Origin of the sequence: Burkholderia mycopellens (genome assembly GCF_964265025.1) — a bacterium.
Taxonomy (GTDB): Bacteria; Pseudomonadota; Gammaproteobacteria; order Burkholderiales; family Burkholderiaceae; genus Burkholderia.
Genome location: NZ_OZ183803.1, coordinates 1,735,071 through 1,748,791, shown reverse-complemented (window position 1 = coordinate 1,748,791; position 13,721 = coordinate 1,735,071). Strand labels below are relative to the sequence as shown.

14 protein-coding genes are annotated in these 13,721 nt (G+C 67.6%); 10 read left to right on the top strand and 4 right to left on the bottom strand.

Annotated elements, in window-relative coordinates; translation table 11 throughout:
• Positions 1-26: 26 nt before the first annotated feature.
• Entirely contained in the window at positions 27-500 is a 474-nt protein-coding gene (locus ACPTTC_RS26145; RefSeq protein ID WP_174974390.1) for an Lrp/AsnC family transcriptional regulator, read from the bottom strand.
• 318 nt (positions 501-818) lie between these two features.
• On the opposite strand from ACPTTC_RS26145, the gene ACPTTC_RS26140 reads away from it, so the two are divergent.
• From ACPTTC_RS26140 to ACPTTC_RS26115, 6 genes are all read left to right on the top strand, one after another.
• Positions 819-2,204, top strand: coding sequence for an amino acid permease (locus tag ACPTTC_RS26140; RefSeq protein ID WP_423394518.1), 1,386 nt, complete (start codon positions 819-821; stop codon positions 2,202-2,204).
• 46 nt (positions 2,205-2,250) lie between these two features.
• A complete protein-coding gene (locus tag ACPTTC_RS26135) occupies positions 2,251-3,453 on the top strand; it encodes an amino acid aminotransferase (protein WP_423394517.1) in 1,203 nt (400 codons plus the stop codon).
• A gap of 161 nt (positions 3,454-3,614) precedes the next feature.
• Positions 3,615-4,013, top strand: coding sequence for a DUF488 domain-containing protein (locus ACPTTC_RS26130; RefSeq protein ID WP_423394516.1), 399 nt, complete (start codon positions 3,615-3,617; stop codon positions 4,011-4,013).
• A 171-nt stretch (positions 4,014-4,184) separates the two neighbouring features.
• The gene (locus ACPTTC_RS26125; RefSeq protein WP_226194678.1) at positions 4,185-4,475 is read left to right on the top strand and encodes a DUF1488 domain-containing protein; all 291 of its coding nucleotides are present in this window, start codon (positions 4,185-4,187) and stop codon (positions 4,473-4,475) included.
• Positions 4,476-4,491: 16 nt separating this feature from the next.
• Positions 4,492-4,731 carry a UDP-glucose 4-epimerase gene (locus ACPTTC_RS26120; RefSeq protein WP_175950306.1) on the top strand — a complete coding sequence of 80 codons (240 nt, stop codon included), beginning with the start codon at positions 4,492-4,494 and terminating at the stop codon, positions 4,729-4,731.
• Between the two features lie 155 nt (positions 4,732-4,886).
• The gene (locus ACPTTC_RS26115; RefSeq protein WP_423394515.1) at positions 4,887-5,237 is read left to right on the top strand and encodes a metal ABC transporter ATPase; all 351 of its coding nucleotides are present in this window, start codon (positions 4,887-4,889) and stop codon (positions 5,235-5,237) included.
• Between the two features lie 54 nt (positions 5,238-5,291).
• Here ACPTTC_RS26115 and ACPTTC_RS26110 read toward each other — a convergent pair whose 3' ends face one another.
• The 3 genes from ACPTTC_RS26110 to lhpI form a co-directional block, all read right to left on the bottom strand.
• Positions 5,292-6,071, bottom strand: a complete 780-nt coding sequence (locus tag ACPTTC_RS26110) for a helix-turn-helix domain-containing protein (protein ID WP_423394514.1) — start codon at positions 6,069-6,071, stop codon at positions 5,292-5,294.
• A 16-nt stretch (positions 6,072-6,087) separates the two neighbouring features.
• Entirely contained in the window at positions 6,088-6,492 is a 405-nt protein-coding gene (locus ACPTTC_RS26105) for a response regulator transcription factor (RefSeq protein ID WP_423394513.1), read from the bottom strand.
• Positions 6,493-6,653: 161 nt separating this feature from the next.
• The gene (gene lhpI, locus ACPTTC_RS26100) at positions 6,654-7,589 is read right to left on the bottom strand and encodes a bifunctional Delta(1)-pyrroline-2-carboxylate/Delta(1)-piperideine-2-carboxylate reductase (RefSeq protein WP_423394512.1); all 936 of its coding nucleotides are present in this window, start codon (positions 7,587-7,589) and stop codon (positions 6,654-6,656) included.
• Between the two features lie 264 nt (positions 7,590-7,853).
• On the opposite strand from lhpI, the gene ACPTTC_RS26095 reads away from it, so the two are divergent.
• The 4 genes from ACPTTC_RS26095 to ACPTTC_RS26080 all read left to right on the top strand — a co-directional run bounded on the left by ACPTTC_RS26095 (position 7,854) and on the right by ACPTTC_RS26080 (position 13,669).
• Positions 7,854-8,591 (top strand): FadR/GntR family transcriptional regulator, encoded by a 738-nt coding sequence (locus tag ACPTTC_RS26095; protein WP_423394511.1) that lies wholly within the window; start codon positions 7,854-7,856, stop codon positions 8,589-8,591.
• Positions 8,592-8,711: 120 nt separating this feature from the next.
• Positions 8,712-9,833 (top strand): branched-chain amino acid ABC transporter substrate-binding protein, encoded by a 1,122-nt coding sequence (locus ACPTTC_RS26090; protein ID WP_423394510.1) that lies wholly within the window; start codon positions 8,712-8,714, stop codon positions 9,831-9,833.
• A 65-nt stretch (positions 9,834-9,898) separates the two neighbouring features.
• The gene (gene lhpH / locus ACPTTC_RS26085) at positions 9,899-10,906 is read left to right on the top strand and encodes a trans-3-hydroxy-L-proline dehydratase (RefSeq protein WP_423394509.1); all 1,008 of its coding nucleotides are present in this window, start codon (positions 9,899-9,901) and stop codon (positions 10,904-10,906) included.
• A gap of 174 nt (positions 10,907-11,080) precedes the next feature.
• A complete protein-coding gene (locus ACPTTC_RS26080; RefSeq protein WP_423394508.1) occupies positions 11,081-13,669 on the top strand; it encodes a penicillin-binding protein 1A in 2,589 nt (862 codons plus the stop codon).
• Positions 13,670-13,721 lie beyond the last annotated feature (52 nt).

Below are 13,721 nucleotides of genomic sequence, written 5' to 3'. Positions count from 1 at the left end.
GGCGGCCGAGCGTGCGGCCCGCAGTTTCAGCCTTCCACCGGCATCGCACTCGTGCACTTGATCTCGTCGAGGCACACGCTCGAATGCACGCCGCTCACGCCGGGAATGCGCATCAGCGTCTCGAGTAGGAACCGCGACAAGCCTTTCAGATCGTGTGCGACGACCTTCAACACGTAGTCGATGTCGCCGGTCACCGAGAAGCACTCCTGGATCTGCGCGAGATCGGACACCAGTTTCTGGAACTTCGACAGGTCGCGGATATGCCCGCGCTCCATCGTCACGTGCACGAAAGCGGTGACGCCGAAACCGAGCGTGTCGGGGCACAGCCGGGTTTCGTAGCGGCGGATCGCGCCGATCTCTTCCAGACGCCGGTGGCGGCGCAGCGTCTGCGCGGGCGACAGGCCGACGGCCTTCGCCAGATCGAGGTTCGACGCGCGGCCGTTCTCCTGCAGGATCGCGAGCAAGTGCCGATCGAGGCGATCCAGAACCGGTTCATGCATTTTTGTTTCCTCATTCGTCTCCTGGATGCAATCTTATCTCATAATGTAGGGTTTGCATGAACGGGTTACGAAACCCGATTTCGCCGTCGCGACGCTAAACTGACGCCGGATTTTCGTATGCGAACGCAGCCATGCGGGCGCGGCGACAGTCGGTGGCCGGTCTGGCGGGCACGCCGATGCGAATCGGGCGCCGCCACGCGAAGATTGCAGTCCCCAACCCGGCGGCTCCACGAACGGCCCCGGCACAGCAAAAACAGCGCCCGGCACACCGAGGCGCGCCGCACCGCTTCAGGCGGAGGCGGACAGAGTGGAGAAGACATGGTTTCTGGAAACGAGAGCGACGGCCTGAAGCGCGGGCTGAAGAACCGGCACATCCAGCTGATTGCGCTCGGCGGCGCACTCGGCACGGGGCTGTTCCTCGGCATCGCGCAGACGATCAAGATGGCAGGCCCGTCCGTGCTGCTCGGTTACGCGGTGGCGGGCGTCGTCGCGTTCTTCATCATGCGCCAGCTCGGCGAGATGGTCGTCGACGAGCCCGTCGCCGGCTCGTTCAGCTACTTCGCCGACAAGTACGTCGGCCACTTCACCGGCTTCCTGTCGGGCTGGAACTACTGGGTGCTGTACATCCTCGTCAGCATGGCCGAGCTGTCCGCCGTCGGGATCTACGTGCAGTACTGGTGGCCGGGCGCGCCGACCTGGGTGTCGGCGCTGGTGTTCTTCGTCGCGATCAACCTGCTCAACCTGGCAAGCGTGAAGTCGTATGGCGAGACGGAATTCTGGTTCTCGATCATCAAGGTCGCCGCGATCGTCGGGATGATCGGCTTCGGCGGCTGGCTGCTCGTGAGCGGCCATGCGGGGCCGGAGGCGAGTGTCCGGAACCTGTGGCAGCACGGCGGCTTCTTCCCGAACGGCGTGTCGGGGCTCGTGATGTCGATGGCCGCGATCATGTTCTCGTTCGGCGGGCTGGAGCTGATCGGTATCACCGCGGCCGAGGCCGACGATCCGAAGCGCAGCATTCCGCGTGCGACTAACCAGGTGATCTACCGCATCCTGATTTTCTACATCGGCGCGCTGGCCGTGCTGCTGTCGCTGTATCCGTGGGAAAAGGTCGTCACCGGCGGCAGCCCGTTCGTGCTGATCTTCCATGCGCTGAGCAGCAACGTGGTGGCCAACGTGCTGAACGTGGTCGTGCTGACGGCCGCGCTGTCGGTCTACAACAGCGGCGTGTACAGCAACAGCCGGATGCTGTTCGGCCTCGCGAAACAGGGCAACGCGCCGAAGGTGCTGTGCTCGGTGAACAAGCGCGGCATTCCGCTCGCCGCGCTCGGCGCGTCGGCGCTCGCGACCGGCGTGTGCGTGCTGGTCAACTACTTCATGCCGGGCAAGGCGTTCGAGGTGCTGATGGGCCTCGTCGTGTCGGCGCTGATCATCAACTGGGCGATGATCACGCTGATCCACCTGAAGTTCCGCCAGGCGAAGCGCGCGGCCGGGGAAGAGACTTCCTTCCGCAGTCTGGGCTATCCTTTCACGAATTACCTGTGCCTGGCATTCATGGCCGGCATTCTCGTCGTGATGTACCTGACGCCGGATCTCCGCCTGTCGGTGTACCTGATCCCGGTATGGCTCGCGGTGCTCGCGGTCGGGTATCGCTTCCGTCAGAAGAATGCAGGCTATGCGGTGCACGACGGCGCATCCGCACGCTGACGCAGGCCAGGACCGATCATTCTTCCAAACGAGACCGACTCAAGCCATGTTCGAACACATCGACGCGTACCCGGGCGACCCGATCCTGACGCTCAACGAGAACTTCCAGAAAGATCCGCGCGACCAGAAGGTCAACCTGAGCATCGGCATCTACTTCGATGCCGAAGGCCGGATTCCGGTGATGGGCGCCGTGCGCGAAGCCGAAGCCGCGCTGCAGCGCGAGAGCGGCCCGAAGCCGTACCTGCCGATGGTCGGCCTGCCTGCGTATCGCGACGCCGTGCAGGCGCTCGTGTTCGGCGCCGATCACCCGGCCCGCGCGGCCGGCCGCATCGCGACCCTGCAGACGCTCGGCGGCTCGGGCGCACTGAAGGTGGGCGCCGATTTCCTGAAGCGCTACTTCCCGGATGCGCAGGTGTGGCTCAGCGATCCGAGCTGGGAAAACCACCGCTTCATCTTCGAGCGCGCCGGCTTCACGGTAAACACGTATCCGTACTACGACGAAGCGACGGGCGGCCTGAAGTTCGACGCGATGCTCGCGGCGATCGACGCGCTGCCGGCGCGCAGCATCGTGCTGCTGCACGCGTGCTGCCATAACCCGACCGGTGTCGACCTTGACGAAGGCCAGTGGGAGAAGCTGATCGACGTGATCGAGGCGCGCGGGCTGCTGCCGTTCGTCGACATGGCGTACCAGGGCTTCGGCGCGGGCCTCGACGCGGACGCCTTCGCAGTGCGCGAACTCGCCCGCCGCGGCGTGCCGACGCTGGTTGCGAACTCGTTCTCGAAGAACTTCTCGTTGTATGGCGAGCGCGTGGGCGGCCTGAGCGTCGTCTGCGAGGATGCCGCCGCGGCCGACCGCGTGCTCGGCCAGCTCGCCGGCGCCGTGCGCTCGAACTACAGCAACCCGCAAACCTACGGCGCGAAGGTCGTGGCGGCCGTGCTCGGCACGCCTGCGCTGCGCAAGCAGTGGGAAGAGGAACTGGCGGCGATGTGTCGCCGCATCGCGCGGATGCGCCAGTCGATCCATGACGGCCTGCGCGACCACGTCAGCGGCGAGGCACTCACGCGCTATGTGAAGCAGCGCGGGATGTTCACGTACACGGGCCTGACCGAATCGCAGGTCGATGCGCTGCGCGAAGTGCACGGCGTGTATATCCTGCGTTCGGGCCGGATGTGCGTGGCGGGCCTGAACGACTCGAACGTCGCCATCGTCGCCGACGCCATCGGCAAGGTGCTGAAGAGCGGCGTCTGAGCGCGGCGCGCTCCGGCGCGCCACGCGGCAGGCCGAACCGGCTGTCTCCCGCAAGGGGGCAGCCGGTTTTTTTGTGCGGCCGCAATGTGCGCCACCGGGCTGACGCGGGCGCAGGCGCGGCGGTACGATCACGGAACCGAACGCAACTCGGAAGGAGCGACATGGGCATCCGGATCATCCAGCTCGGCACGCCGCGCGCGGCCGGCGAGGGCCTGCGGATCGGAACGGTGCGGCGGCCGCCCCGCGGCGTGCCGAAGGCGGAATTCGCGTCGCGCAACTACTATGATGTATGGTTGCCGACGCTGTCGCCGAGCCCGGAACTCGTCGCGCAGGCGCAGGCGGCCGAAACCGATGCCGAATGGAACGCGTTCCGGCGCCGCTTCCGCGCGGAAATGGCGCAGGGCGATGCGGCGAAGGTGCTGGACCTGCTGGCGGCGCTGTCGGGGACCACCGCGTTCTCGATCGGCTGCTACTGCGACGACGAACGCCATTGCCACCGCAGCGTGCTGCGCGAATTGCTCGCGGAACGCGGTGCGGCGATCGAGCCGGACGCGGGCTGAAAGCGGACTGAAACGGGCTCAAGCCGGGCTCAAGCCGGGCTCAAGCGGCATCGCGCAGCCGCGCCGGGTAAGCCGCCGCGCCGTTATCGTGCGGCGCAGCGAACCCGTTGACGTGGGTCAAGCGTGCGGGCGCGCGCGCCACTATGCTCTTGTCATGGAGCCATCACGACGATGACAGGCGGACAGATGCAGATTGCCTTCCCGCCGGAACCACCCGAATATTGCGCACGCGACCTGGTCGTGGCGTTTTCGGCGCTGGTCGACGGGCGTTGCGTACAGTGCGCGGTCACGGCCGAGGCGCTGGAAGATCATTTCGGGGCGCCGTCGCTGCTCGAACGCGACCTGCTGACCGCATTCGACGCGCACCGGTCGGCGATCGAAGCGATGGCACGACGCATGCTCGAGGAAATCGGCGGCCGGCCGGTGCTGCTGCACAGCGGCCACTTCCGGCTCGAAGACTGATACCGCAGGAGGGCGCATGACATTGCAGGGCAACATTCACGAACGCGACTGGTCCGTCGAGGTCGAGACGCGACCGTGCGAATCGGGCGAATTCCGCTGCCGCGTGACGGTCGAGCATGGCACCGGCGCCGCGCGTTTTCATCACACGTTCGAGCACAGCCATGCGTATCCGACCGAACGCGAGGCGATGATCGAAGGGCTGCGGGCCGGCATGACGTGGATCGAGATGAAGACGTCGCAGACCTTCAACGTATGAACGGTCCCGCGCCGGCGAAGGCGCGGGCAGGCTATCGGCCGGGCAGCGATCGAAGAAATCGCGCCGTGCCACGGGTAACACGTGCCGCCGCTTTTGGGTGCGGGCGGCACTTGCAAGGCGGTCGACGAGCGGGCGGCCCCGTCAGGAGACACGACATGGGCGTGGGCATGCAGATCGCCTGCCACGGATTCGCGGGTTCCGCCGCGGTCGAGGCCGAAGCCGGCGCGCAGCTGGTGCGGCTCGAACGGTTCCGCGCGCTGATCGGCGGTTGCCATCTCGCCATCGAATTGCGTGCCGCCGCCGATGGCGCACGCCGGTACGACGTGCGGCTCGACCTCGTGATGCGTGACACGGCGCTCTGGACGCTACCGCCGTGCGTCGGCGACGATCTGGACGACGTGCTGCGCCGTGCGTTCATGCAGGCCGAGCAGGCGCTGATCGCGTGCCAGGCGGGCGATGCAAGGGCGGAGCTGCGCAACGCGGCGGGCGGCGGCGCGGTGCAATGATGCATCGCGCGCGAAACCGCGCCGGCGGCCGGGCGTCGTCCTGGCCTTGTTCCATCAGACCCGTGCGAGCGCTTGCGAGTCGATGATGCGCACGCGCTTGCCGCGCGTTTCGACCAGCGCTTCGCGATGGAACCGCGAGAACATCCGGCTCACGGTTTCGAGCTTCATCCCGAGATAGCAGCCGATTTCCTCGCGCGTCATCCGCAGGTTGAATTCCGTCGCCGAATAGCCGCGCGCCTCGAAGCGCGACGACAGGTTCAGCAGGAAATGCGCGACGCGCTGCTCGGCCGACATCGTGCCGAGCAGCAGCATCTGGCTCGATTCGCGGACGATCTCGCTGCTCAGCATCTGGTAGAGGAAGTGCTGCATCGGCTTGATCTCACGGCACGCCGCTTCGAGCGCGCCGAACGGGATGATGCACACGACACTGTCCTCGAGCGCGATCGCGTCGCAGCAGTGCTGGCCGCTGCCGATGCCGTCCATCCCGAGCGTTTCACCGGCAATCTGGAAGCCCGTCACGTGTTCCCGGCCGTCGCGGTGCATCATCACCGTCTTGAACGAACCCGCGCGCACCGCATAGATGCTCTGGAACGGATCGTCGGTGCGGAACAGCGCGTCGCCCTGGCGAACCTGCCGGGTCGTGCAGATGATCGCGTCGAGGCGGCCGTATTCGGCCGCGGTCAGGTGGGGCGGCAGGCACATCGAACGCATCGCGCATACCGAGCAGCGCGCGGCGGGATGTTTGGCGGCGTCGGCGCGCGTGACCGCGCGAAGCGGAATCGCCGGCCGAGGCGCGATGGATACGTCGGCGGCACAGGGGGTGGCTGTGGACATGAGTCACTCCGGCTCGTCAGGGGCGGTGCGCGCGAGCGTGCACCAGGGATTCGATGACACGGCATGCGGCGTCGAATTCTGCGGTCTTGTCGAAGAAGTAGTCGGCTCCGGCCGACGCGCATGCCTCTCTGAATGCCCGCGCCGAGTGATTCGTCAGCACGATCGTGACGATGCGCGGCGCGGCCTTCGACAGCATCCCGATCAGGTCGAGACCGCTGCCGTCCGCCAGCCGCAGGTCGACGATCACCACATCCGCCTGGCTGCTGCGGATCTGCGTCCACGCGTCCTGGCCGTCTTCCGCCTCGCCGACGACGGCGACACCGCGGATCGCGCCGACGAGCAGCGCGATCCGCTGCCGGACGGCGATGGCGTGATCGACGAGAAACACCCGGAGCGCGGGGGGGAACTGGCTGGCATTCATGCCGGCAGTATCGTGTTGCGCCGCCGAAAATGAAATCGGCCGAATTGGAAGTTGATGTAGGCCGCTGCGACGCGTTGTAGGGTAATTCCTACAACGCGTACGGGAAACCACCGGAACGGCCGCTTCGTGACGTGCCTCGTGTGCGGCCCCGGCGGGCCCGATCAGCCGGCCTGGCGCGCCGCCAGCGTATCGCGCGCCGTGCGGCACGCGGCGAGATCCCACGCGGCACAGCCGACGCTCTTGAACAGCAGCGGCCCCGTGCGGTCGAATGCGCCGCCCAGCACGTCGGCGAGCGACGCGACGTGCTGCCAGTCGACCTGCGCGACGATCAGGTCGCCGGCTTCGTGGCGCGCGCCGGCCGGGTCGTCGACGACCAGCCGGCTGGCGCGCACCGTGTTTGCGTCGATCTCGGCCGCGTCCGCGGTGAATGCGCCGACGCCGACCACGAGCCGGCCTTCGCGCGCGGCTTCGCGATAGACGGGGGTGCGGCTCGTCGTCAGCGTGACGACGACGTCGATCGCATCGGGAATCGCGTCGCCTTCGAGCGGCGCGAGACGCGGTGCGTGCGCGCGGTGCGCGGCACAGAATGCAGCCGCGCTGTCGGCGCTCGTGCCGCGCACGTGGAGGCGCGCTTCGGGAAAGATCGCGGCGAACGCTTCCGCGTGATTGGCCGCCTGTTTCCCGGTGCCGATCAGCAGGATGTCGCGCGGCGCGGCGCCATGCAGCGCCTGGATGCCGAGTGCGGTGATGGCCGCCGTGCGGCGTCCGGTGACCGTCGGGCCGTCGAGCGCGAAGCGCATTTCGCCGGTGGTCGCGTCGTATGCCGTGACCTGGCCGAGGATCGTCGGTAGCCCGCGGGCGCCGTTGCCCGGGCACACGTTCACGAGCTTGTGGGTCGCGAGGTCGCGCGCGCTCGACGGCATCGACAGCATCACGCCGCCGGCCTGCAGCGGCACGACCAGGCGTTCGGGGCTGACGATCTCGCCCGCCGCATAGTCGGCGACGGCCTGCCTGAGCGTGGCGAGCAGCGCCGGGTAGTCGAGCAGCGCGGCCGTGTCGGCTGCATCGAGAACGGGAATCGGGGAAAGAGCGGTCATCGTGTACGTCGTATGCGTCGGTGAGCGTGGACGACGGGCGCATGCCGCACCCGCCACGGGGCTGCCGGATACCGTGACACAGGGCAGTGTGGATCGAATCTATACCACTTGCTGGCCTACCTGCAACCCAGAAAATAAAGCGGCGCTCCTGTTTTGGTTCTAATATCTATCCAGAAAAGGCCGCCATGGCCTCGCTGCCGGCGCGCTCCGGTATAGTGCGAACCCATTCCAGATTCACGCCCTCGACCGGGCAGGAGCTACACGATGATGTCCGCGCGTCCCGACACACTCGAAGGCGGTTTCAGGCCGCTGCAGATCTACGAGCAGGTGGCCGAGAAAATCCGCGACGAGATCCGCGCGGGGCGCTATGCCGCCGAGTCGCGGCTGCCGTCCGAGCGCGAGCTCGCGGGGCTGTTCCAGGTCGGCCGGCCGGCCGTGCGCGAGGCGCTCGGCGCGCTGCAGAACGAAGGGCTCGTGTTCACGAAGCGCAATTCGGGCACCTACGTCGTGGCGTCGCCGCTCGACGTGCTCGCGCAGCGCGGCGACATGCACCGGGCGTCCGAAGCCGATTTCAGCCCGACGTCGACGCTCGACGTGCGGCTGATCCTGGAGCCCGCGATCGCACGCCTCGCGGCCGCGCACGGCCGCACCGACCCCGGTGCGGAGCGCTATCTGGCTCAGATGGAGACCATTACCGACGTCGACGATCCGCATCAGCGCGCGCTGTGGAACGAGAGCGACCGGCTGTTCCACCGGCAACTCGCGTTGATGACCGGCGACGCGCTGATCGTGAAGATCGCGGACGAAGTCGCGAAGACGATGGACCAGCCGCTGTGGAAACGGCTGAAGGACGACGGCATCTACGATGCGGGCCGGATCCGGCTCTACGTGTCCGAACACCGGCTGATCTACGAGGCGATCGTGTCCGGCGACGCCGATGCGGCGGCGTTCTATGTCGAGCAGCACATCCTGCGCGTGCGGCGCGACATCGCGCCGAAGTGACCGCGCCGGCCCGTTCTGGTCTGAAAAATGACCAGAATCGAAGTTTTTATTTTTGAATTGCTTGCATGGTAACCACGCGTGTCCTACATTGGTTTCACACAAAACCAATCAGGAGACATCATGCGACACCTCGTTACCGCGCTCTCGGTGGCCATCGCCGCCGGCGCGCTGACTTCCGCGCATGCGCAGGAAGTCGTGATGATCGGCCATTCGGCGCCGCTGACCGGCCCGCAGGCCGCGAACGGCAAGGACAATGAAAACGGCGCGCGCCTGGCCGTCGACGAACTCAACAAGGCCGGCATCAAGGTCGCCGGCAAGACCGTTACCTTCAAACTGGTTTCCGACGACGACCAGGCCGATCCGAAAGCCGGCGTGCAGGTTGCCCAGAATCTCGTCGACAAGGGCGTCGTCGCGGTGCTCGGGCCATACAACTCGGGCGTCGCGATTCCCGCATCGCGCGTGTACTCGACAGCCGGCGTGCCGATGCTGCCGGTGGCGTCGAACCCGGCGCTGACCAAGCAGGGCTTCAAGAACATCTTCCGGATCGGCGCGAGCGACGAACAGCTCGGCGGCACGATGGCCACCTTCGCCGCGAAGACGCTGAACGCGAAGACCGCAGCCGTGATCGACGATCGCACCGCGTACGGGCAGGGCGTTGCCGAGCAGTTCATGAACGTCGCGAAGGCGAACGGGATCAAGATCGTCGACCAGGAATTCACGAATTCGTCGGCCACCGATTTCCTCGGCATTCTCACCAAGATCAAGGCCGGCAACCCCGACGTGATCTTCTTCGGCGGCTATGCCGCGCAGGGCGCGCCGATGGCCAAGCAGATGAAGCAGCGCGGCCTGCGCGCGAAACTGCTCGGCGGCGACGGCATCTGCTCGGCGGACATGGGCAAGGTCGCGGGCGACGCGGCGTCGATCGTCTACTGCGCGCAGGGCGGTGTCGCGCTCGAGAAGACGGCGGCCGGCCGCGAATTCCTGAAGAAGTACCACGACACGTATCACACCGATACGCAGGTCTACGGCGTGAACTACTACGACGGGATGAAGTTGCTCGCCGACGCGATGGTCAAGGCCGGCACGACCACCGACAAGGCGAAGCTGATCGCGCAACTCGCGAAGTCGAACTATGCGGGCGTCGCGGGCACCTATTCGTTCGACGCGAACGGCGACCTGAAGGGCGCGCCGACCACCGTCTACGTGATCCGCAACGGCTTGCCCGAACCGTACGCGAAGTAACCGGCCAGTCTGTCATCGGACGGCGGCGCGGCCGCCGTCTTTCGTTTCAACGCATTCGATCGACCATGAAAATTTCCCGATCCCTTTCCACCGTCGAAGTTCATACCGGCGGCGAAGCGTTCCGTATCGTCACGAGCGGGCTGCCGCGCCTGCCGGGCGACACGATCGTCCAGCGCCGCGCATGGCTCAAGGAGAACGCCGACGAGATCCGCCGCGCGCTGATGTTCGAACCGCGCGGCCATGCCGACATGTACGGCGGCTACCTCACCGAGCCCGTGTCGCCGAACGCCGATTTCGGCGTGATCTTCGTGCACAACGAAGGCTACAGCGACCATTGCGGGCACGGCGTGATCGCGCTGTCGACCGCGGCCGTCGAGCTCGGCTGGGTGCAGCGCACGGTGCCGGAAACGCGGGTCGGCATCGACGCGCCGTGCGGCTTCATCGAGGCGTTCGTCAAGTGGGACGGCGAGCACGCGGGGCCGGTGCGCTTCGTCAACGTGCCGTCGTTCATCTGGCAACGCGACGTGTCGGTCGAGACGCCGTCGTTCGGCACGGTGACGGGCGACATCGCATACGGCGGCGCGTTCTATTTCTACGTCGACGGCGCGCCGTTCGACCTGCCGGTGCGCGAGGCGGCGGTGGAAAGGCTGATCCGCTTCGGCGCGGAAGTGAAGGCCGCCGCGAACGCGAAGTACCCGGTCGTGCATCCGGAGATTCCGGAAATCAACCACATCTACGGCACGATCATCGCGAACGCGCCGCGCCACCCGGGCTCGACGCAGGCGAACTGCTGCGTGTTCGCGGATCGCGAGGTCGACCGCTCGCCGACCGGCTCCGGCACCGGCGGCCGGGTCGCGCAGCTCTACCAGCGCGGCCTGCTCGCGGCCGGCGACACGCTCGTCAACGAATCGATCGTCGGCACGGTCTTCAAGGGGCGCGTGCTGCGCGAGACGACGGTCGGGGCCATCCCGGCCGTGATTCCGGAAGTGGAGGGCAGCGCGCATATCTGCGGGTTCGCGAACTGGATCGTCGACGAACGCGATCCGCTGACCTACGGTTTTCTCGTGCGCTGAGGTGCCGCGCCGATTGGCCGCGCCGGGCGCGGCCGCCCGTTTGTAGTACCAGGCTTGGCGCGTCGTTCCCGTTGCGGGGCGCGCGCCTTTTTTGCGCATGAACCGCCGCGCAGCCGCTCCGCGTGTGCCGCCGCCGCGCCATTGCGGTCCGGCGGGCCGCGCGAGTTTGGTACGATGCACCCTTTTCAGCCGAGCTCCACCCGCGTGAATCGCCGAAACGTGCCGTCAGTGCGTGACTTCTGTGCCAGATGGGTCACGCGCGCCCAACCCGTCGCGGCTGCCGCCGTCGCGCGGGTCAAGCCTCTCGCCGCCACCGCGTGGCGCCATGTCCGTCACCCGACGCGCCGCGGCGTGCTGCTCGCCGGCGCCGCCGTGCCGGCGCTGTTCGTGGTGTACGTGGTCGTGCTGATCCCGTTCACGCCGGGCATCGGCGACATCCGCAAGGCGCGCGTCGACCAGCCCGCGCAGGTGCTGTCCGCCGACGGCAAGCTGCTCGCCGAATTCAAGCCGTCGAACCGCGAATGGGTGCCGCTCAAGCAGATCTCGCCGCACATGGTCGACGCGCTGATCGCGACCGAGGATCACCGCTTCTACGAACACCACGGCCTCGACTGGAAGCGCACGGCGTCGGCCGCGCTCCATACGTTCTCGGGCAGCCGCCAGGGCGGCTCGACGATCACGCAGCAGCTCGCGCGCAACCTGTATCCGGACGAGATCGGCCGTGCGCCGACGCTCACGCGCAAGGTGAAGGAGGCGATCACCGCGCTGAAGATCGAGGCGGTCTACAGCAAGGACCAGATCCTCGAGACCTACCTGAACACGGTGCCGTTCCTGTACAACGCGTACGGCGTCGAGATGGCCGCGCGTACCTATTTCGACAAGTCGGCCGACGAGCTCGACGTGCTCGACAGCGCGACGCTCGTCGGGATGCTGAAGGGCAACAGCTACTACAACCCGGTGCTGAATCCCGAGCGGGCGCTGCAGCGGCGCAATACGGTGCTCGGCCAGATGGTGAAGTACGGCAAGCTGTCGCCGGCGCAGTTCGCGCAGTTGCAGCGCCGGCCGCTGCGGATCGATTTCGAGCGCCAGAAGGAGCCGCCGGGGCCGGCGCCGCATTTCGCGCAGCAGTTGCGCAAATGGCTGATCGCGTGGGCCGACCGCAACGACTACAACATCTACTCGGACGGGCTGATCGTGCGCACGACGATCGATTCGCGGCTGCAGCAGATGGCGACCCAGGCGCTCATGCTGCAGGGCAACCAGTTGCAGGGCATCGCGAACAACGCATGGAGCGGCCGCGACGGCTGCGGCACCGACAACGAGGTGTTCCGCACTTTCATGCGCGAGTCGCCCGAGTACAAGGCCGCGCAGGACGCCGGCAAGGACGACGCGGCCGCGATGAAGCTGCTCGCGGCCGACCGCGGCTTCATGCGCGCGCTGTGCAAGACGAAGACGGACGTGCAGGCCGGCTTCCTCGCGATCGATCCGCGCAACGGGCAGATCCGCGCGTGGGTCGGCAGCCGCGACTTCACCAGCGAGCCGTTCGACCACGTCGCACAGGCGCGGCGCCAGCCGGGCTCGACGTTCAAGCCGTTCGTGTATGGCGTCGCGTTCGCGAGCGGGATGAAGCCGGACGACACGTTCATCGACCAGCCGGTCGAGATCCCGTTGAAGGGCGGCGAGATCTGGCGGCCGAACGACGACGTGCCGCCGACCGGCAAACCGATGACGCTGCGCGACGCGGTCGCGCTGTCGCGCAACCGGATCACCGCGCAGGTGATGGAGAAGGTCGGGCCGGCTGCCGTGGCAAGGCTCGCACGCGACATGGGCGTGTGCGAAAGCCCGCTCGAACGCGTGCCGTCGCTCGCGCTCGGCACGAGCCCGGTCACGCTGAAGGAGATGGTCGCGTCTTACGCGACGATCGCGAACGGCGGGCTGTATGTCGAGCCGCAGATGGTGACGCGCATCGAGAACCGCCAGGGCGACGTGCTCGCCGAATACGCGCCGGCGCCGCCCGAGCGCGCGCTCGACGCCGAAACCGACAAGACGTTGCTCAGCGTGATGCGCGATGTCGTGACGCGGGGCACGGGCGGCAGCATCCGCACGCGCTTCGGGATCCGCGGCGACGTGGCCGGCAAGACGGGCACGACGCAGGACAACGCGGACGGCTGGTTCATCCTGATGCAGCCCGGCCTCGTCGCCGGTGCGTGGGTCGGTTTCGACGACGGGCGCGTGACGCTGCGCAGCGACTACTGGGGGCAGGGCGCGCACAGTGCGCTGCCGATCGTCGGCGATTTCTTCCAGCGTGCGCAGCGCGCCCGGATCGTCGACACGAAGGCGAAATTCGATACCGAGCCGTCGCCCGGCTGGTTCGCGTCGCTGCGCGAGCGTGCGACGGACCTGTTCGACACGTGGTTCCCGCCCGAGGCGAAGAAAGCGCCTGCGCCGGTCAGGACGCAGCGGGTGGAGCGTGCGCCCGAGGCTGACACCGGCGCGGCCTCGGCCGCTTCGGTCGCATCGGCGCCCGAAGCGGCATCGGGCGGCATCGTCGAGGAATGGGTGCCGGCGTCCGAAGTGGCCGCGTCGGCCGCCGCGCTGTCGGCGGGCGCGTCGCAGCCGCAGCCTGCGCAGCCGCCAGCGGGGGCGAGCGCGGCGGGCGGAGGCAGCGCGGGCCTCGGCGCCGCACCGGCTGCCGCCCCTTCGGCCGCACCGTCCCAGGCGCCCGTGCCGGCCGCACCCGACGCGACCGGCGCGTCGCAGTAACGGAGCCGTTCAGATTTCGCGCGAAGCTGCCGTAATCATGTTGTCATGTCAG

Coding starts and splice junctions, on each gene's coding strand:
- ACPTTC_RS26145 (WP_174974390.1), bottom strand. CDS start 500: ATGCATGAACCGGTTCTGGATCGCCTCGATCGGCACTTGCTCGCGATC.
- ACPTTC_RS26140 (WP_423394518.1), top strand. CDS start 819: ATGGTTTCTGGAAACGAGAGCGACGGCCTGAAGCGCGGGCTGAAGAAC.
- ACPTTC_RS26135 (WP_423394517.1), top strand. CDS start 2,251: ATGTTCGAACACATCGACGCGTACCCGGGCGACCCGATCCTGACGCTC.
- ACPTTC_RS26130 (WP_423394516.1), top strand. CDS start 3,615: ATGGGCATCCGGATCATCCAGCTCGGCACGCCGCGCGCGGCCGGCGAG.
- ACPTTC_RS26125 (WP_226194678.1), top strand. CDS start 4,185: ATGACAGGCGGACAGATGCAGATTGCCTTCCCGCCGGAACCACCCGAA.
- ACPTTC_RS26120 (WP_175950306.1), top strand. CDS start 4,492: ATGACATTGCAGGGCAACATTCACGAACGCGACTGGTCCGTCGAGGTC.
- ACPTTC_RS26115 (WP_423394515.1), top strand. CDS start 4,887: ATGGGCGTGGGCATGCAGATCGCCTGCCACGGATTCGCGGGTTCCGCC.
- ACPTTC_RS26110 (WP_423394514.1), bottom strand. CDS start 6,071: ATGTCCACAGCCACCCCCTGTGCCGCCGACGTATCCATCGCGCCTCGG.
- ACPTTC_RS26105 (WP_423394513.1), bottom strand. CDS start 6,492: ATGAATGCCAGCCAGTTCCCCCCCGCGCTCCGGGTGTTTCTCGTCGAT.
- lhpI (WP_423394512.1), bottom strand. CDS start 7,589: ATGACCGCTCTTTCCCCGATTCCCGTTCTCGATGCAGCCGACACGGCC.
- ACPTTC_RS26095 (WP_423394511.1), top strand. CDS start 7,854: ATGATGTCCGCGCGTCCCGACACACTCGAAGGCGGTTTCAGGCCGCTG.
- ACPTTC_RS26090 (WP_423394510.1), top strand. CDS start 8,712: ATGCGACACCTCGTTACCGCGCTCTCGGTGGCCATCGCCGCCGGCGCG.
- lhpH (WP_423394509.1), top strand. CDS start 9,899: ATGAAAATTTCCCGATCCCTTTCCACCGTCGAAGTTCATACCGGCGGC.
- ACPTTC_RS26080 (WP_423394508.1), top strand. CDS start 11,081: ATGCACCCTTTTCAGCCGAGCTCCACCCGCGTGAATCGCCGAAACGTG.